The 19,201-nt window shown below is 61.8% G+C and carries 15 protein-coding genes; 9 read left to right on the top strand and 6 right to left on the bottom strand.

Features of this window, described 5'->3' with window-relative positions; translation table 11 throughout:
• Positions 1 to 225 precede the first annotated feature (225 nt).
• Positions 226 to 792 carry a nitroreductase family protein gene (locus BMW74_RS09395; protein WP_093417287.1) on the bottom strand — a complete coding sequence of 189 codons (567 nt, stop codon included), beginning with the start codon at positions 790 to 792 and terminating at the stop codon, positions 226 to 228.
• Positions 793 to 912: 120 nt separating this feature from the next.
• On the opposite strand from BMW74_RS09395, the gene BMW74_RS09400 reads away from it, so the two are divergent.
• Complete coding sequence (locus tag BMW74_RS09400; RefSeq protein WP_093417292.1) at positions 913 to 2,367, top strand: TrkH family potassium uptake protein; 1,455 nt, start codon at positions 913 to 915, stop codon at positions 2,365 to 2,367.
• Here BMW74_RS09400 and BMW74_RS09405 read toward each other — a convergent pair.
• A complete protein-coding gene (locus BMW74_RS09405; RefSeq protein WP_093417297.1) occupies positions 2,324 to 3,379 on the bottom strand; it encodes an AraC family transcriptional regulator in 1,056 nt (351 codons plus the stop codon). The genes BMW74_RS09400 and BMW74_RS09405 overlap by 44 nt on opposite strands.
• A gap of 160 nt (positions 3,380 to 3,539) precedes the next feature.
• Between BMW74_RS09405 and BMW74_RS09410 the strand changes: the two genes are divergently transcribed.
• The gene (locus BMW74_RS09410) at positions 3,540 to 3,851 is read left to right on the top strand and encodes an Mpo1-like protein (RefSeq protein WP_093417302.1); all 312 of its coding nucleotides are present in this window, start codon (positions 3,540 to 3,542) and stop codon (positions 3,849 to 3,851) included.
• Positions 3,852 to 3,970: 119 nt separating this feature from the next.
• Here the strand turns inward: BMW74_RS09410 and BMW74_RS09415 are convergent, their stop codons facing one another.
• Entirely contained in the window at positions 3,971 to 4,777 is an 807-nt protein-coding gene (locus tag BMW74_RS09415) for a UDP-2,3-diacylglucosamine diphosphatase (RefSeq protein ID WP_093417307.1), read from the bottom strand.
• A gap of 134 nt (positions 4,778 to 4,911) precedes the next feature.
• Between BMW74_RS09415 and BMW74_RS09420 the strand changes: the two genes are divergently transcribed.
• The 3 genes from BMW74_RS09420 (at position 4,912) to BMW74_RS09430 (ending at position 7,080) form a co-directional block, all read left to right on the top strand.
• The gene (locus BMW74_RS09420) at positions 4,912 to 5,670 is read left to right on the top strand and encodes a helix-turn-helix transcriptional regulator (RefSeq protein ID WP_093417312.1); all 759 of its coding nucleotides are present in this window, start codon (positions 4,912 to 4,914) and stop codon (positions 5,668 to 5,670) included.
• A 92-nt stretch (positions 5,671 to 5,762) separates the two neighbouring features.
• Positions 5,763 to 6,656: a DMT family transporter gene (locus BMW74_RS09425; protein ID WP_093417318.1), complete on the top strand. Its 894-nt coding sequence runs from the start codon at positions 5,763 to 5,765 to the stop codon at positions 6,654 to 6,656.
• Positions 6,657 to 6,792: 136 nt separating this feature from the next.
• Positions 6,793 to 7,080: a hypothetical protein gene (locus BMW74_RS09430; protein ID WP_093417322.1), complete on the top strand. Its 288-nt coding sequence runs from the start codon at positions 6,793 to 6,795 to the stop codon at positions 7,078 to 7,080.
• A gap of 127 nt (positions 7,081 to 7,207) precedes the next feature.
• On the opposite strand, the gene BMW74_RS09435 is transcribed toward BMW74_RS09430, so the two are convergent.
• Complete coding sequence (locus tag BMW74_RS09435; RefSeq protein WP_093417326.1) at positions 7,208 to 7,495, bottom strand: Rdx family protein; 288 nt, start codon at positions 7,493 to 7,495, stop codon at positions 7,208 to 7,210.
• A 69-nt stretch (positions 7,496 to 7,564) separates the two neighbouring features.
• On the opposite strand from BMW74_RS09435, the gene BMW74_RS09440 reads away from it, so the two are divergent.
• Positions 7,565 to 9,754, top strand: coding sequence for a patatin-like phospholipase family protein (locus BMW74_RS09440; RefSeq protein ID WP_093417330.1), 2,190 nt, complete (start codon positions 7,565 to 7,567; stop codon positions 9,752 to 9,754).
• A 550-nt stretch (positions 9,755 to 10,304) separates the two neighbouring features.
• Here the strand turns inward: BMW74_RS09440 and BMW74_RS09445 are convergent.
• On the bottom strand, positions 10,305 to 10,739 hold the full coding sequence (locus BMW74_RS09445; protein WP_093417334.1) for a MarR family transcriptional regulator: 435 nt from the start codon (positions 10,737 to 10,739) through the stop codon (positions 10,305 to 10,307).
• Positions 10,740 to 10,858: 119 nt separating this feature from the next.
• A complete protein-coding gene (recQ, locus tag BMW74_RS09450) occupies positions 10,859 to 12,988 on the bottom strand; it encodes a DNA helicase RecQ (RefSeq protein ID WP_093417338.1) in 2,130 nt (709 codons plus the stop codon).
• A gap of 393 nt (positions 12,989 to 13,381) precedes the next feature.
• Between recQ and BMW74_RS09455 the strand changes: the two genes are divergently transcribed.
• From BMW74_RS09455 to BMW74_RS09465, 3 genes are all read left to right on the top strand, one after another.
• Positions 13,382 to 13,969 (top strand): UPF0149 family protein, encoded by a 588-nt coding sequence (locus BMW74_RS09455; RefSeq protein ID WP_093417343.1) that lies wholly within the window; start codon positions 13,382 to 13,384, stop codon positions 13,967 to 13,969.
• 23 nt (positions 13,970 to 13,992) lie between these two features.
• A complete protein-coding gene (locus BMW74_RS09460) occupies positions 13,993 to 14,376 on the top strand; it encodes a YbaN family protein (protein ID WP_175479182.1) in 384 nt (127 codons plus the stop codon).
• Positions 14,377 to 14,600: 224 nt separating this feature from the next.
• On the top strand, positions 14,601 to 19,133 hold the full coding sequence (locus BMW74_RS09465; RefSeq protein ID WP_093417352.1) for a hypothetical protein: 4,533 nt from the start codon (positions 14,601 to 14,603) through the stop codon (positions 19,131 to 19,133).
• The last annotated feature ends 68 nt before the right edge of the window (positions 19,134 to 19,201 follow it).

Here is a 19,201-nt window from a genome sequence, read left to right on the forward strand (position 1 = left end):
AATGCCAGTCAGTTAAGGCGCCAAACCTGTGGGAGCGAGCCTGCTCGCGAAGACGGCAACACAGCCAACATCTCCGTTGACTGACCTACTGCTATCGCGAGCAGGCTCGCTCCCACGTGGGTTTCGCTTAACTGACTGGCATTAAGGCTTGCCCGCGAAAGCTGAATGCCTGACACACTGCATGGCCGGGTTCGCCGGCAAGCCTGGCGCCTACAGAAAGCAACGTCAGGGCTTGGCCGGCCAGGCGCTGACAAACTCGGCCAGGTCGACTTTTTCGGCCACCCGTGGCTCTTTCTGCGGTGTGCCCAGGTAGAGGAAGGCAATCACCTCTTCCCCAGGTGCCAACCCCAGTGCCTTGGCCACCGGGGCCGAGTACGCCAAATCACCGGTGCGCCACACCGCGCCAATGCCCTGGGCATACGCAGCGAGCAGAATCCCATGGGCCGCGCAGCCGGCGGCCAATAGTTGTTCGGACTTTGGATACTTGGCGTGCTCCTGCAACCGAGCGACCACCACGACCACCAACGGCGCGCGCAGTGGGCCATTGCGGGCCTTGTCCACCACGGCTGGCGGCGCATCGGGGTCTTGCAGCAGTGCGGCCTGGGCCAGGATCTCGCCCAGTTGCTCACGGGCCTGGCCTTCAACCGTCAAAAATCGCCACGGCTGCAAATGCCCGTGGTCCGGCGCCCGCATGGCAGCGGCAAACAACACTTCACGCTGCTCGGCGCTGGGCGCCGGATCAAGCAAGCGCGGAACGGAAACACGGTTGAGCAAAGCGTCGAGAGCCTGCATCGGCCACCTCCTGAAAAAATGTTTGGCTATTCTAGCGGCAACGCCTGACCCATGCCGGTTTACATGCCCTGCCCCGCAGGTAGAATGGCGCCCTTCCTACCTTCAGCCCGAGCGGACTTCATGGCGTTGCCGACCCTACGGATCATTGGTTTCATCATCGGCATCTTCCTGATCACGCTGGCCATCAGCATGGTCGTGCCGATGGCGACCCTGGTGATCTACGAGCGCACCAGCGACCTGCCTTCGTTCCTGTGGGCCAGCCTGATCACCTTCCTGGCCGGCCTGGCGCTGGTGATCCCCGGCCGCCCCGAACATATCCACCTGCGTCCACGGGACATGTACCTGCTGACGGTGTCCAGTTGGGTGGTGGTGTGCATCTTCGCCGCGCTGCCGTTTCTGTTGACCCAGCACATCAGCTACACCGACTCCTTCTTCGAAAGCATGTCCGGCATCACCGCCACCGGCGCCACCGTACTCAGTGGCCTGGACAGCATGTCGCCGGGCATCCTGATCTGGCGCTCGTTGCTGCACTGGCTGGGCGGCATCGGGTTTATCGGCATGGCCGTGGCCATTTTGCCCCTGCTGCGAATCGGCGGCATGCGGCTGTTCCAGACCGAATCGTCGGACCGCTCCGAGAAAGTCATGCCGCGCTCGCACATGGTGGCGCGGCTGATCGTGGCGACCTACCTGGGCATTACCATCCTCGGCAGCCTGGCCTTCTGGTGGGCGGGGATGAAGCCGTTCGACGCGATCAACCATGCCATGTCCGCGATTTCCACCGGCGGTTTCTCCACCTCCGACGAATCCCTGGCCCACTGGAAACAACCCGCCGTGCACTGGGTCGCGGTGGTGGTGATGATCCTCGGCAGCCTGCCCTTCGCCCTGTACGTGTCCACCTTGCGTGGCAATCGCCGGGCGCTGATCAAGGATCAACAGGTACAAGGCCTGCTCGGCCTGTTGCTGGTGACCTGGCTGGTGCTCGGCACCTGGTACTGGTGGACCACCAACCTGCATTGGCTGGACGCCCTGCGTCACGTTGCTCTGAACGTGACCTCGGTCGTCACCACCACCGGGTTTGCCCTCGGGGACTACAGCATGTGGGGCAACTTCTCACTGATGCTGTTCTTCTACCTGGGGTTTGTCGGCGGCTGCTCGGGGTCGACGGCGGGCGGGATCAAGATCTTTCGCTTCCAGGTCGCCTACATCCTGCTCAAGGCCAACCTTAACCAGTTGATTCACCCCCGGGCGGTGATCAAGCAGAAATACAACGGCCACCGTCTCGATGAGGAGATCGTGCGCTCGATCCTGACCTTCTCGTTCTTCTTCGCCATCACCATCTGCGCGATCGCCCTGGCCTTGTCGCTGCTGGGCGTGGACTGGATGACCGCACTGACCGGCGCCGCCAGTACCGTGTCCGGGGTGGGACCGGGGCTCGGCGAGACCATCGGCCCGGCCGGCAACTTCTCGACCCTGCCCGACGCCGCCAAGTGGATTCTGTCCCTTGGCATGCTGCTCGGACGGCTGGAGATCATTACCGTGTTTGTGCTGTGTATCCCGGCATTCTGGCGTCACTGACCGGCGCCTCCTGCAAGCGCACCCGGTACTCGCCGGGTGTGGCATCGAACCAGCGCCGGAAAGCCCGGAAGAAGTTACTCGGATCGGCAAACCCCAGCAGGTAGGCAATTTCCAGCAAGGTCATGCTCGGCTGCGCCAGGTACTGCTCGGCCAGCTCGCGGCGGGTGTCGTCCAGCAAAGCCTGGAAACTCGTGCCCTCCTCCTGCAAACGACGCTGCAGGGTGCGCTGGGACAGGTGCAGGGTTTGCGCCACCGTATCGCGCTTGGGTTCGCCCTGGGGCAACAGGCGACACAGCACCTGCCGCGCCTTGTGGGTGACCCGACTTTCGGAGAACCGCGCCAGGTACTCACCGGCAAAGCGATCATGCAGCAACGCCATGGCTTCATTGGCCGTTGGCAAGGGGGCTTCCATGTCCGCCTGCTCGAAGATCAACGCGTCGTAGGGCGCACTGAATTCCAGCGGCGCATGGAACGTCAGCTTATAGGGGCTGATGTCGAGCGGCAGCGGCCCCTGGAGCAACACTTTGCGAGGCTGCAACGTACGCCCGGTCAACCAGCCACACAGGCTCAATGCGCAGGCCAGCGAGGCCTCCGAACTTTGCCGGGTGGGCGGCAGGTGATCGCCATGCACCGTCAGAATCAACCCATAGCCTTCGGGTAGCAGGCGAAAACTCAGGTCGGCGCTGTCGGAGATGATCCGCTGATAACGCACCAGCCGCTCAAAGCCCTGCGCCAGTGTCTGGCTGGACATCAAGGCGTAGCCGGCGACATGAAACGATGCCGGACGCACCACCTTGCCCATGTTCAGGCCGATCGCGGGGTTGCCGGACAGCTCGACGGCGAGCTGCCACAGCCGTGTCATCGAGTCCTGGGGGAAGCGGGCATCCGGATCGTCCAGCGACGCAAAATCGAGCCCCAGCCGCTTGAACAGGACCTGACAATCCAGGCCGTCCATTTCCAGTGCCTTGACGATCCCCATCGCCCAACTTGCAGAAGTCGTTCGTTCACTCATGGTGTTTTCTTACATGATGACCCGGGTTTGACAGCCAACTTCAGAAGGATACTAAAGTGGCGCCTATTGTCACTGGTCGTTGCCAATGATCACTCTAGACTTAAATAGGCTCCCCGCGGAACATCCGATCAACAGAACAAAAACCATAGAGATCGCAGTAATGGAAAACCTCAAGCAGTTCAACAGCTTCGCCGAGTTCTACCGGTATTACCTCGACGAGCACAGCAACAGCACCTGCCGGCGCTTGCACTTTGTGGGGACGAGCCTGGTGATTTTCATCCTGGCCTTCGCGATCGCCAAGGGCGCCTGGCTCCTGTTGCTGGCCGTACCGCTGGCCGGCTACGGCTTTGCCTGGGTAGGCCATTTTTTCTTCGAGAGGAACCGCCCGGCGACCTTCCAACACCCGCTCTACAGCCTGCTGGGCGACTTTGTCATGTACCGCGACATGATCCTGGGCAAGGTACCGTTCTAGACCCGCCATCCCCCGCAGTGACCTCTATCGCCGGCAAGCCAGCGATAGCGGGCGGTCAGTCAACATCACTGCTGCCATCATCGCGAGCACGCTCGCTCCCACAGGGTTTTGTGTCAGCTTCAAACGACAGCGGCAGCCTTGAGCTGCGCTTCCCGCGCCTGGGCATCCGCCAGCCGGTAGAGTTCGATCGAACCGTCCCAATGCTCGATCAGTGCCGTGCACGACTCCACCCAATCCCCGCAATTAAGGTACTCCACCTCGCCGACCCGGCGAATCTCGGCGTGATGGATGTGCCCGCACACCACGCCATCCAACTCACGCTTGACGCACTCGTGGGCGATGGCTTCTTCGAAGTCACTGATAAAACTGACCGCCGTCTTGACCTTGTGCTTGAGGTACGCCGACAGCGACCAATAGCCATAGCCGTACCGTGCGCGCCAGTGATTGAGCCAGCGATTGAGGGTCAAGGTGAGTTCGTAGGCCCAGTCCCCCAGGAATGCCAGCCAGCGGTGATAACGGGTGATGATGTCGAATTGGTCGCCGTGGATCACCAGCAGGTGCCGGCCATCGGCAGTGACGTGCACCGCCTCGTCCACCAACTGGATGTTGCCCAGGATCAGCGTGGAGTAGCGGCGCAGGAACTCGTCGTGGTTACCGGTGACGTAGATCACCTCGGTACCACGCTTGCTCATGGTCAGCAGGCGCCGGATCACGTTGGTGTGCGCCTGGGGCCAGTACATGCCGCCGCGCAGCTTCCAGCCGTCGATGATGTCACCCACCAGGTAGACCTTGTCCGCCTGGTAGCCCTTGAGGAACTGCGACAAATGCTCGGCCTGGCAATCCCGGGTGCCCAGGTGCACGTCGGAGATCCATGAGGTGCGTACCCGTTGCTTACGGCTGGGCCTGGCGAATTCGGCGTGGGTCATGGGCAACCTCCGAGGGATTTTTCGCCAGCTTGCGCCGCCTCGATGACTGGCCCATGACACAAATGCGGCAGCCCGATGACCGCTCGAACCCCGCGCGGGTCGGTGTAAACTGCGGGCCTGCCCAGGAGACCGTGATGCGCCCCATCCTCACGCTACGCCACTACACCCGCGACTTGATCGTCCACAGCCACGACCACGCCCAACTGGTGTTCGCCCTGTCGGGGGCGCTCGATTTCGAAGTCGGTGGCCAGGGCAGTCAAGTGGTGCAGCAGAGTTTCGTGGTGGTGCCCGCTGGGGCCCATCACGCCTGCGGCAGCCCCCAGGGCAGCCGCTGCCTGGTGCTCGACGTACCGAGTGATCAGTGGCTGGCGCAATCGCTGGGTGAACACGCCGATGCCAGCCGGCGCTTGCTCGATACACCCGGGCGCCTGCCGCTGGACCCTGGGCAAAGCCAATTGGTCAGTTGGCTGGCCAGCAGCCCGGTCGACGACCCGCTGATTGCCCAGCAAGGTGCCGTGCTATTGCTGGCCAGCCTCAACAGCGCCGCACCCAGCCAGGTGGCTGGCAAGCAATTGCCCTACGCCGCGCTCAACGCGCACATCGACCAGCACGCCGCCTACCCGCTGCAAGTCGCCGACCTCGCGCGGCTCGCCGGGTTGTCCACGGCGCGCCTGCATGCCCGGTTCGTCAGCGAGTGCGGGCAGACGCCCATGGACTACATCCGCAGCCGGCGCCTGCACATCGCGGTGCGGTTGTTGCGCGAGTCCGCGTTGCCCATCGGCGAAATTGCCAGCCACGTCGGCTATGGCTCGCAAAGCGCCTTCGCCGCCGCCGTGCTGCGCGAGTTCGGCGCTTCTCCCGGCAAACTGCGGCGTGCCGTGGACGAGCACTAGCCTGGCGCTAAAAAACGCGAGTCTGGCGACAGACAGGGCCGGTCCGAACGCGGTTCAATGGTGCACCTGCCCATCGCTGTTTAAGGATTGAAATGACGCCCCGTACCGCCCTTGGTGCCCTGCATATTGGCGCCCTGATGTTTGGCCTGACGGGCGTGCTCGGCAAACTCGCCGCCGCGTCCCCCGCCATCATCGTTTTCGGCCGTGCGGCCTTCGCAGTGCTGGCCCTGGCGTTCTTCGCCCGTTTCGCCAGCACCACCGGTTGGCAACGGCTGCAGGCCCGGGACTGGCGCCGCCTGACCCTCAGCGGCCTGCTGCTGGCCGGGCACTGGGTCAGTTTCTTCATTGCCGTGAAAGTCGCGGGCGTGGCGATTGCCACCCTGGGGTTCGCCAGCTTCCCGGCATTCACGGTGATCCTCGAAGGCCTGATCTTCCGTGAACGCATCCGCGCCCATGAAGTCATCATGGTGGCACTGGTGAGCATCGGCCTGGTGCTGGTCACCCCCAGCTTTGACCTGGCCAGCCAGGCCACCACTGGCTTGCTCTGGTCCGTGGCGTCAGGGCTGCTATTTTCCCTGCTGTCGTTGACCAACCGGGCCAGCTCCGGGCGCATCCCCCCGGTGCAGGCGGCACTGTGCCAAAACCTGGTGGTTGCCGCTTGCCTGCTGCCCGCGGCCGCCCCTGGCCTGAGTGAAGTCCGAGCCATCGATTGGTTGTGGATCGCCTTGCTGGGGGTGTTCTGCACCGGCCTGGCCCACAGCCTGTTCGTCGCCAGCCTGGCGGTGATCAAGGCGCGCACCGCTGCCGTGGTGTTCGCCATGGAACCGGTCTACGGCATCACCTTCGCCTGGTGGCTGTTCGGCGAGAACCCGACCTCGCGGATGTTGCTGGGCGGGGCGTTGATCATCATCGCCATCGTGGCGTCCAGCCGCCTGGGCAGTAGAGCGCCTGGCAACAAGGGCCCGGCAACGGTTGCCAACCACTGAGGTGTCTATACTGACGTCATCCGTAACAGTTCGCCGTCGTTAGCGGATCAAGACTTCTCGTCACCAGCGGCGCCTTATCCTTGAAGTAGCTGAACGCGAGTGGTCGTTCTCTGAGCGCTACACAGGGGTAATTTCGATGGATATTGTCAGCCTGTTAATTCAGATCGTCAGCGGTGTGGTCGGCGGCAACGCTGCCGGCATGAGCCAGAAAAGCCTGGGGCCTGCGGCCAATTCGATCCTTGGCGGGGTCGGTGGCGTGGTGCTTGGCCAGATCATCACCGCCGTCACGGGCGGCGGTGCCGCGATGGCCAGTGGAGGTGCCATGGATATTCCCACGATCCTCAGCAGCATTGTGGGCGGTGGCGTGGGCGGTGCGATCCTGACGTTCGTGATCGGCTTCATCAAGGCCAAGATGGCGCCTTAGCCCATACGGCATAAAACCTGTGGGAGCGGGCTTGCTCGCGATGACGTCGTGTCAGCCAAATCTTAGTCGACTGGCACTCCCTCTTCGCGAGCAAGCCCGCTCCCACAAAGGTTGCTGCATCCGCTCATCACGACGTGCGGTCGTTGTGCCCCAAATCGCGGGCCGGGTCGATCTGGTCGCGCACCCGCTGCTTGAGAACCTTGGCCTCCGGGAAACCGCCATCGGCCTTGCGCTCCCAAATCTGCACGCCGTCGCAGGTAATGTGGAACACCCCGCCCGTACCCGGCACCAAGGCCACTTTGCCCAAGTCCTCGGCAAAGGTGCTGAGCAGTTCCTGGGCCAGCCAGGCTGCCCGCAACAGCCACTGGCATTGGGTGCAATAGGTGATGACGACTTCCGGTTTGCTGGCAGACATGGCGCACAAGACTCCTTAGCGTGATGGCGCCGTATAATAGCCGCCTTTGACACCCGCCCGAGATGCCCGATGCGCCGCTTGTTGTGTTGCCTGTTGCTGTGTTTTGTCCCCCTGCTGGTGTTCGCCGGGCAAACGCCTGCGCCCAAGATCGGCCTGGTGCTGTCCGGTGGCGCCGCCCGTGGCCTGGCCCACATCGGCGTGCTCAAGGCGCTGGAGGAGCAAGGCATCCAGATCGACGCGATTGCCGGCACCAGCATGGGCGCGGTGATTGGCGGCCTGTATGCCTCGGGCTACAAGATCGACGAGCTGGAAAAGCTCGCCCTGGCCATCGACTGGCAACAGGCACTGTCCGACTCCCCGCCGCGCGCCGATATCCCCTTCCGGCGCAAGCAGGACGACCGCGATTTCCTGGTCAAACAGAAACTCAGCTTTCGCGACGACGGCAGCCTCGGCTTGCCGCTGGGCGTCATCCAGGGCCAAAACCTGGCGCTGCTGCTCGAAAGCCTGCTGGCCCACGCCAGTGATACCCGGGACTTCGACAAGCTGCCGATCCCCTTCCGCGCCGTCGCCACCGACATCGCCAGCGGCGAAAAGGTGGTGTTCCGCAAGGGCCACTTGCCCCAGGTGATCCGCGCCAGCATGTCGCTGCCCGGCGTGTTCACCCCGGTCGACCTGGACGGCCGCCTGCTGGTGGACGGCGGCATGAGTGACAACATCCCCGTGGACGTGGCCCGCGAGATGGGCGTGGACATCGCTATCGTGGTCGACATCGGCACCCCGCTGCGCAGTCGCAAGCAACTGAACACGGTGGTCGACGTGCTGAACCAGTCGATCACCCTCATGACCCGGCGCAACTCCGAAGCACAACTCGCCACCCTGCGCCCGGACGACGTGCTGATCCAGCCGGCCTTGGCGGCCTATGGTGTCACCGACTTCGGCAAGGCCCAGGCAATGATCGACGCTGGCTATCGCGCCACGCGCATCCTCGATGCCCGCCTGGCCACCCTGCGCCCCATTGCACCGGCGGACACTCAACTGGCAGCCGCCCGCACGCCCGGCCAGCGCACACCGATTATTACGGCGATCAAGGTCGAGAACGACTCGAAAGTCGGCGACGACGTGATCCGCTACTACATCCGGCAGCAGATCGGCGAGCCGCTGGACCTGGGCCGCCTGCAAACCGACATGGGCACCCTGTATGGCCTGGACTACTTCGAGCGGGTGCAGTACCGCGTGGTGCACAAAGGCCAGGACCAGACCCTGGTGATCAACGCTCAGGGCAAGCGCACCGGCACCGACTACTTGCGCCTGGGGCTGAACCTGTCCGATGACATGCAGGGTGACAGCGCGTACAACATCGGCGCCAGCTACCGCATCAACGGCATCAATCGCCTCGGCGCGGAATGGCTGACCCGGGTGCAGATCGGTGACCAGCAAGAGCTGTACACCGAGTTCTATCAACCACTGGACGTTGGCTCGCGCTACTTCATTGCGCCCTACGCCGCCCTCGAGTCGCAGAACGTCGACGCCATCCTGGACAACGACCCGATTGCCGAATACCGCCTGCAACGCTATGGCTTTGGCCTGAACGTCGGCCGGCAGATCGGCAACAGCGGCGAGATTCGCCTCGGCATTGGCGAGGCCTGGGGCAAGGCCGATGTGCGCATCGGCGATCAAAGCCTGCCGAGCGAGAGCTTCAATGAAGGGTTCTATGAGCTCAAGTATTCGTTCGACTCGCTGGACAATGTCTACTTCCCCCACGCGGGCGAGGATATCGGCCTGTCATGGCGCGAGTTCGAACCCGGGCTGGGCTCGGACGAGCGCTACCGGCAGTGGGAGTTCAAGCTGGACAAGGCCTTGAGCTTCGGGCCCGACACCTACGTCCTCGGCGGGCGCTACGGGCGCACCCTGGATCAGGCCAATGTCGTCACCTCGAGTTTCCTGCTCGGTGGTGCCCGGCAGTTGTCGGGGTTTCGCCAGGACTCGATCACCGGGCAAAACATCAGCCTGATGCGCGCCGTCTACTACCGCCGCCTGACCCCACGCGCCTACCTGCCACTGGACTTCCCGCTGTACATCGGCGGCTCACTGGAGCGCGGGCGGGTGTGGAACAACGACAACGAGTTCGACAGCGGCTACATCAACGCCGCCAGCCTCTTCCTGGGCTTCGACACGCCGCTGGGCCCATTGAACTTCAGCTACGGCTTCAACGACGACGACCAGAAAGCGATCTACATGAATCTGGGGCAGACGTTCTAAACCAGCAAACACCACACAAAAACCTGTGGGAGCAACTGTCTTAGCCATGCCGCTCGTCACCGCCATCGCGCGCAGGAATCTGGGTTGAGCCCGTAGGAGCGAGGCTTGCCCTAATGCCAGTCAGTTAAGGCGCCAAACCTGTGGGAGCGAGCCTGCTCGCGAAGACGGCAACACAGCCAACATCTCCGTTGACTGACCTACTGCTATCGCGAGCAGGCTCGCTCCCACGTGGGTTTCGCTTAACTGACTGGCATTAAGGCTTGCCCCATTCAACATCGATGTCGCCAGACTTACCGCCTTCGCGGGCAAGCCTCGCTCCTACAAGAAATTGATCTGCTCCCCGGATGTGTGTTCGCCGTGGACCAGGGTGGGGCTCGCCCGCGAAGAGGCCGGCACAGTCAGCATCTCCGTTGACTGACCCACCGCTTTCGCGAGCGGGCTCGCTCCCACGGGAATCCGTGTCGAGCGCCGGATTTGCATTCGCTGAGGACCCGCGTGGGAGCGAGCCCGCTCGCGCCTACAAGGGGAAGGGGCAATGTGTAGGTAGGCCTCAGGACTTTTCCAGGTTGGCCAGGATGCATGCGTGGACCCGCATGCACACCTTCAGCTCGGCTTCATCGACACCTTCGAACAGTTCGATGCGCAAGGCCGTGGCGATGGTTTCAATCTGCTCGATCAAGGGCTGTGCCGATGGGCACAACACGATCTTCTTCGCCCGGCGGTCTTCGAGCACGGCCTGGCGCTGCACCAGGCCCTGGCTTTCCAGGCTATCGAGCAAACGGGCCAGGGTCGGCCCTTCAACACCAACGCTTTGCGCCAGTTCCCGTTGGGTCGGGGCCTCGACGAAACGCGCCAGATGCAACAGCACCAGCCAGCGCGCCTGGGACAGGCCAAGGCCGGCAAGACGGCGATCCAGCTCGGCGCGCCAGCCGCGAGACATTTGCGCCAACTGCATGCCAAAACGGTGTTGATCGGTTAACGGCATAAAAAACTCATGGTTAGACGGTAATAGAGTGAAACTAATTATTAGCCAGCTAAGCATGGCCCCCGCCATGAAGCAAGGGCGACCAACGACTGAATCGTTACATCATTAGAAGTCGCTGGTTACATTTCGAATTCGGACTGTAAAGCCGCTCGCACACAGTACAAAACCCCTTCTGGAACGCGCCCGGCAAACAAGGCGGCAATCTGCGCCACGGGCGGCAATTCGCCCTCGCCGTCGAGGAACGCGTCCTGCACTTCGCCCAGCAGGTCTTCCGGCAAGTCCAGGGCCTGCTCCAGCGACAGCTGTTGCTTGCCGATGGCTTCGGCCAACAGGGTGTAGACGTTTTTCTCCGAGCATTGCAACTGACCGGCGATTTGCACGGGGGTCATGCCGGCGCGGGCCAGGGTAATCAATTCGTGACGCAGGTCGAGCACCACTTTCGGTGCCTCGGCCTGCCCGCCCAAGACTTCGAGGAACGCCTCGCCGTAGCGCTCCAGCTTGCGTGCGCCCACCCCGCTGACCTTGGCCATTTCCGCCAGGGAACTTGGCTGGCTGCGCAGCATTTCCAGCAAGGTGGAGTCGGGGAAGATGACGTAAGGCGGCACGCCGTGCTCTCCGGCCAGCTTGCGGCGCAGCGCACGCAAGGCTTCCCACTGCTCACGCTCCTCACCGCGCACCAACTGGCTGGCCTGACTGGTGCTGCTGCTCTTCGCGCTGGTTTGAGGCTTGAGGTCGCGGCGCAGTTCCAGCGTCACCTCCCCCTTGAGCAACGGCCGGCAACTGTCGCTCAGGCGCAGGCCGCCGTAGCCTTCGAGGTCGATATCCGCCAGACCGCGCGCCACCAGCTGTCGGAACAGCGAGCGCCATTCGCCTTCGGCCCGCGCCTTGCCGACGCCGAACACCGCCAAATGCTGGTGGCCGGCGTTGCGCACTTTCTCGGTGTCCTTGCCCAGCAACACTTCCACCAAGTGCCCGACGCCATAACGCTGGCCGGTACGGTAGATCGCCGACAACGCCTGGCGGGCCGGCTCGGTGGCATCCCAGGTCTGCACGCCGTCGACGCAGTTATCGCAATGCCCACAGGGTTGCGGCATGTCTTCGTCAAAGTACGCCAGCAACGTCTGACGACGGCAGCGGGTTTCTTCGCACAACGCGAGCATGGCGTCGAGCTTGTGCTGCTCCAGGCGCTTGTGCCGCTCGTCGCCTTCGGAGTTCTGCAGCATCTGCTTGAGCATCACCACGTCCTGCAGGCCGTAGACCATCCAGGCGTCTGCCGGCAGGCCATCACGGCCGGCACGACCGGTTTCCTGGTAGTACGCCTCAAGGGACTTGGGCAAGTCCATGTGCCCGACAAAGCGCACGTTGGATTTGTCGATGCCCATGCCGAAGGCGATGGTGGCCACCATGATCAGGCCTTCCTCGTTGAGGAAGCGCTTCTGATGGAAGGCGCGCACGTCGTTGGGCAAGCCGGCGTGATACGGCAGCGCCGGGTAGCCCTGATCGCAGAGGAACGCGGCCACTTCATCGACTTTCTTGCGCGACAGGCAATAAATGATCCCGGCATCACCGCGCCGCTCCGAGAGGAACGCCAGCAACTGCTTGCGCGGCTGCTCCTTGGGCACGATGCGATAGAAGATGTTCGGTCGGTCAAAGCTCGACAGGAAGCGCTCGGCCTGTTGCAGGTGCAGGCGCGTGACGATTTCTTCGCGGGTGCGCTTGTCGGCGGTGGCGGTCAGGGCGATACGCGGCACCTGGGGGAACAGCTCGGCCAACTGCCCCAGTTGCAGGTATTCCGGGCGGAAGTCGTGGCCCCACTGCGAAACGCAGTGCGCCTCGTCGATGGCGAACAGGGCGATGTCCAGGCTTTGCAGGAACGCCAGCATGCGCGGCTGGACCAGGCGCTCAGGCGCCAGGTAGAGCATTTTCACTTCACCGCGGCGGATTCGCGCCGCGAGATCGCGCTGTTGCTCGGCACTCAGCGTGGAGTTCAGTGCCGCAGCGGCGACGCCGAGCTCTTCCAGGGTCGCGACCTGGTCGTCCATCAAGGCGATCAACGGCGAAACCACCACCGCCAGGCCTTCGCGCAACAGGGCCGGGACCTGGAAGCACAGCGACTTGCCACCGCCGGTAGGCATCAGGACCAGGGCGTCGCCGCCGTTGGCCACGCGCTCAATGATGGCACCCTGGCGACCGCGAAAACTGTCGTAGCCGAAGATGTCCTTGAGGACGCGCTGAGCCTGTTCGAGCATGTAAAACTCCAAATGGTGCTGAATATCCCTCTGTGCAGGCTGGATCAAAATACCGCGTTGTCACGGGCCAATCCGTAAGCGGATTTGTCCCGGGACTGCGCAGCACCCGCAGGGCTTGGCAAAACGCGCGAGTATACCCGAGCGCGTCCGGGGGCTGTTGAGGTTTGCCCCTGGCGCGACGAATGCCCGTTCAACGCACAGCAATCCCTGAGGGAGCGAGACCGGCTTGCCGGCGAAAGCGTTGTTCCAGCCACCCTTACGTCGACTGACACGACGCCTTCGCGAGCAGGCTCGCTCCCACACTGACCTCGCTTGACTAACTGGGATTGAAGCTGGCTTGGCCGTGCAAGAACGCCTAGAATTGCTCATCGTATATTCCCAAGGTAGCCCCCAATGTCCTTCGCTGAGCAACTAACCCGCCTGCAAGTCTTCCTCGACGCCGACGAGCTGCATGACGAGGCGCTGGACTACGTGGCCGCCCACGGCTATCTGACCGCCCTGTCGATCTGCTCCGAAGTCGTTCCCGAGCGCGAATGGATCGACGCCCTGTTCTCCGAAGAGCCTCACTACGCCAGCGAGGCCCAACGCGTCGAGATCGAAGCGACGCTGGTGGCCCTCAAGGCCCATATCGCTCGCCAACTGGCGGCCGACGAAGAATTCGAGCTGCCGTGCGACCTGGACCTGGGCGACGATCCGGATGACTCCGAGCTGCGCGGCTGGTGCATCGGTTTCATGGAAGGGGTGTTCCTGCGCGAAGAAGCCTGGTTCGAAACCGCCGAAGACGAAGTCAGCGAGATGCTGCTGCCGATCATGGTCGGTTCCGGCCTGTTCGACGAACAGCCTGAGTTCTCCGACATCGCAGCCGACGCCAACCTGATGGACGACATGATCGTCCAGATCCCGGAAGCCCTGACGGCGCTGTACCTGCTGTGCAACGCACCTGACGAGAAGCCGGCGCTCCTCAAGCCACGTCACCACTAAGTCCTGCGCCTGTGGCCGAGCCCATGGGCAACCGCTCCCTGATGCTGCGCTACGCCCTACTGGCCATTGGCTGGTTGAGCGTAGCGTTGGGAGTGATCGGCATCTTCCTGCCCGTACTGCCCACCACCCCGTTCCTGCTGTTGGCGGCCGCCTGTTTCGCCCGCAGTTCGCCGCGTTTTTATCAGTGGCTGGTGGAGCACCCGCGCCTGGGCCCATGGATTGTCGACTACCTAAACGGCAACGGCATCCCGCTCAAGGGCAAGGTCTACGCCATTGGCCTGATGTGGGCGAGCATCGGCCTGTCGTGCTACCTGGTGCCACTGCCGTGGGCACGGGGATTCATGCTGACCAGCGCAGTGCTGGTGACGGTGTACATCCTGCGACAGAAGACCTTGGGCAAATCCTGACCCCACTCTCACGCGCATCGCCTTGAGTGCCCGTCGCGCAACGCACGGAGCTGTCTATCTCAAGAGTTTCGAAGCCAATCAGCACGGCATTCACTGATCTACCGCTCGTCGAAAACCCACCCCTACCTGTAAGTTCTGACAGTAGCCAGCACCCTCCACATCGGGCCCAATCAAATAACGCATTCGTGCCTGAATCGCATTATTTTCGATGAGGATTTATTGCCATGACTCACTTCGGCTCATTTCTGTTTCCCGTCTTTGCAGGCGAGACGTCTCCCCTGGCGTTACGCCCCTTGTTGATTATTGGTATGTCGCAACCGGTCATCGATGGGGACGGCGGTATCAACCTCAAAACGTACACCGATTACGAGCAAGGTTTACTCTGCGCTGTCAACGCTTACGCCCCGCCCATGCTGGCGGGTGACACACTCGACATCTACCTGGACACCGAGAAGGTCTGCACCCGGGTCCTGCAACCCGAGGAAGAGAACAGCGACCAACCGGTGTTTTTCTATCTACCTGTCACCTCCATCACGCCCGGCTGGATCGAGAAGGTCTATTACATCCTGACCCGCCGAGGCGACCCCATCCCCGAGGACCCATCCACCGCCTTGCGCGTGCTGGTGAAGCTGGATCTACCGGGCGATCGGGACAAAGACCCCCACCTACCCGGCCACTCTGAGTTGCATATCGTGCAGTTACCACAGGATGTCATCGACAACGGCGTAGATGTCGAATGGGCCGCAAGGGGGGTGCCGATGACCATCCCCGTGTATGTGAACATTGCCGAGCACGATGTCGTTCAAGTGCAATGGGGCACCGCGTTCCTCGCGCCCCATGAGGTCACTGTCGAGCAAGCCGCCGGGACAGTGCCGATCGTGATCACCGCCACCCAGGACGACATTCTGGCCGGCGGTGACAGTAACGCCCTGCGGGTGCACTACGAGATCCATGATCAGGTCTGGAACTACTCCGAAACTTGGTCCCTGCGCACCACGGTCAAGGTCGAGGCCGGCGCCTGGCGGCTGGAGGCTCCGATCATTCAGGAGTCACAAAACGACATCATTGACCTCAGCCGTTTGAACAACCAACCGGTCACCGTGATGATCCGTGTCGACGGCGCTGACTTCGCACTGGGCGATACCATCACCATGACCTGGATCGGCACGCCTTATACCGGCAAGCCGTCGATTAATGTCCAATCCAAACCCGTGGACAGCATCCCCCAATTCCTCGAAATGAAGATCCCGTACGACGAGGTCCGGGCGATTGCCATGGGGAGCGCCGATGTTGCGTATGTCCTGACCAAAAAGAACGGCGACCCTCCCCTCTCTTCCAAACGCACCTTCGCCGATGTGATCGGCCAGGTGCTGCTGATACCTGCCCCCACCATCAGGGAAGTGCTGGGCGACACACTGGAACCGGACGTGATGTACGCCACCGTGGATATCCAGTACCCCGGCATGGCCAACGGTGATGTGCTGGACCTGGCCTGGCGGGGCACCCAAGCCAACGGCAATCCCTATTTGCATGTGGAACAACACTTCGTCAGCGAGAACGAGGCGGCAGCAAAACGGGTGACGCTGTATGTGGAGGGCAGGCATATCCGCGTGCTGGAAAACGGTAGGCTCGACCTGTTTTATCAGGTGTCCAACGATAAGCCGTGGCTCTATGGCGTGAGTGAGTCCGAGCACTTGCTGGTGAAGGTCGAAGCCGTACGTGCCACCTTGCCAGCACCGAAGGTGGTGGAGGCTGACGACGATGTACTGGATCCTTCGAAAGTGTTCGACAACGTGCACGTGCGAATAGAGTATTTAGGAACGGTCAAAGACGACATTCTTACTTACTATTGGACCAGTCCCAATCCCTTCGCCAGCACCGGTGACTGGGTGCCCATCACCACCGTCAGCGCGGGCAAACCGGTACAGTTTCGGGTAGCCGCCAGCTATGTCAGCGCCAATATCGGGCAGTACGTGAAAGTGCGCTACACCTTAAAACATGCCGCAACAGGCTTGTTCAGCTATTCAGCCACACTGAACCTGATGATCGGCTATCTGGTGGGCGACCTGCCCCATCCCGTTGTGACCCAGGCAGAGGATGACTCGCCCAACACCACACTCAACCCCATGAAAGCGCTCGCCGGCGTCGATATCAACGCGGGCTATGCCAGCATGGATCCGTTACTCGACATCATCGGATTGAAGTGGCTGGGTACTCCGGGGCCAGGCACTTCCGAAGACCTGGAACTACCGGGGGATGCCAGTAAGACGGTGCAGTTTCATCTGCCCTCTTCGCTCGTCGGCGCCAACATTAACAAAATGGTCAGTGTTAGCTATGACGTGCAACGTTATGGCGCCTCGACGTCCTCTGAGATACAGGGCGTGAGGGTTCTGGCGTTCCAGGACCCCGAAAACGAACTGCCGAGACCGCAAGTACCGCAATCCAGCAGCGGCGTTCTCGATCTGATGCTCTTTAGCGGAAACGCCAACGTCACAGTCCAAAAATGGCCATTCATCGCACTCAAGCAACGCGTATGGCTACGCCTGGAAGGCAAGACCACTACGGGGGCGACCTACATCATCGTATTGCTCGCGGGGGTAGAAGTCACCGCGGCGCACGTGACCAATGGACTCGATGAAAACCTGCTCAGAAGTGAGCTGATCAAGCTGGGCCACAGCACACCCGCCACCGTGGTGTGTAAAGTCACCTTCGATGGTGACCCGCTGGAAAGCAACGCGATTGAGTTCCCCTTGTTGTCCTTGACCATCAGGACCCGGTATGACTATGTGACACCGCTCATCACCCAGGCGCTGGACAGCCGGGGCGAGGTGGCCGAAGGCGGCGTCACCCGTGATAAGAACATCACAATCAAGGGCACCGCGACCCGGGGGGAAACCATCGAGTTGTTCGATAACCTGTCCCAGTCGATGGGCACTGCGCCGGTTGATGCCGATAGCACCTGGAGTCGCGAGATTGGCACCTTAACGGAGAAACCCTACAGCATTACGGCTAAAGCCTTGTACGACGCAGACCCCGTGTCCAGCGATCCCCGGACCTTTACCGTTAAATTCACCATCACCCCCACCCTCGACAGGGTGACCGACTCACGAGGCCCGGTGGCGCGGGGTGGTACAACCTACGACAACAGCGTGTTGGTCGAGGGCGAAGCCACGCCCAATGAACGGGTGCAACTACTGGACGGCGCAACCCCTATCATCGAGGTCGATGTTGACAACGACGGGCTCTGGGAACACCGCTACAACAGCTTGACCCCAAAAGCCTACACTCTGAGCGCCAAGGCGCTGTATGTGGTTGACCCGATTGCCAGTCCACCGTATGCGTTCAACGTCGCCCAGGCGATCACGCCAACCATTTCCACCGTGACCGACATCAGGGGCAATGTCGCCAATGGCGGGACAACCTATTACAGAAGCGTAGAGCTCGGCGGTACCGCGAGCAAGAACGAAAAAATCGAACTACGCGATGGCAGCACGGTGCTGAGCACCGTCGACGTTGACGCCAATGGCAATTGGAAATGGCCCTTCAACAACCTGACGACCAGACCCTACAGCCTGACCGCCAAAGCCTTGTACGGTGCCCAGCCTGTTTCCGCACCACCGCGCACCTTCACCGTCGCCGCGCAGATCCCGCCGACTCTCACCTCTGTGACCGATGCCGCCGGCAACGTGCCGCATAACGGCACCACCTACTACAGATCCGTGACACTCAGCGGGGAAGCCACACCCAGGGAGCGGGTACAAATCTATGAGGGCAGCAATCCCACGGGGTCACCCGTCACGGTGGACAACAACAAACGATGGACATTCGCTTACTCCGGCCTATCGCCAAGGTCCTACAGCATGACCGCCCGGGCGCTTTACGAGGTCAGCCCGATTACCAGCCAAGCCAGGGGCTTCCGGGTGGCGGAGCACATCGGGCCGACGCTGGACTCGCTCAAGGCAGGCGGCGTAGAAGTAGAAAATGGACGCGATACGACAGCCACATCGTTCACCTTGCAAGGCCAGGTGACGGCGAATCTCGAGGTACAGATCCGTGACAATGGAGGTTTTCATCATAGCGTACGGGCGAATGGCACAACGTGGAACTCGACCCTGAACTTGGCACAGGGAAGCCACAGGATCACCGCCTACTCGTCCGTGACTGGGCAAGAATCGGTCAGTCGTAGTTTTACGATTGTCTCGCCAATTCCGCCGGTGACCATTAATCCTGGCCATGTCTCATTGTCTGCATGGATTTTCAGAAGTGACTACACCCCTACCAATCCACCCGCAGGTGCCTTTGTCGACAGAAGCGCAAGCGGTGGTGTTCCGCCCTATCGATATACATCAAGCAATCCGGCGGTGGCCGAAGTGAATGCTTCCACGGGGAGGGTGATATCCAAAGGCAATGGCAGCGTGTCGATCAGCGTATTCGACAGCCGAAACCAGACCGCGTCGTATTCGGTATCGGTATCCAATGTGTGGCGTATCTTCGGAACCGGTGCGTTTAACACTTACACCCAATGCCATAACGCTGCAGTGAACCAGGGTGGACGCATACCATCACTGGCAGAATGGAATTCATACCGAAACATCTATGCGGGTGTAGAAACCGAGCGAGCCTGGTGCTGGGCCTCCGATCAAGCCGGCTTCGGCAAGCGGTGGGCGATCTACCCGGCAACAGGGCAAACACAAGCATTGAGAGACATAGGAATCGGAGGTGACACCGCAAATGGCTATGGCATCCGAAACGGATAACGCCTTCACCCAATAAAAAACGCCCCTCATGATTAATGAGGGGCGTCTCTTTCAACCTGGATGAACGC

This window comes from Pseudomonas sp. ok272, assembly GCF_900109995.1.
In the GTDB taxonomy this organism is placed as follows: Bacteria; Pseudomonadota; Gammaproteobacteria; order Pseudomonadales; family Pseudomonadaceae; genus Aquipseudomonas.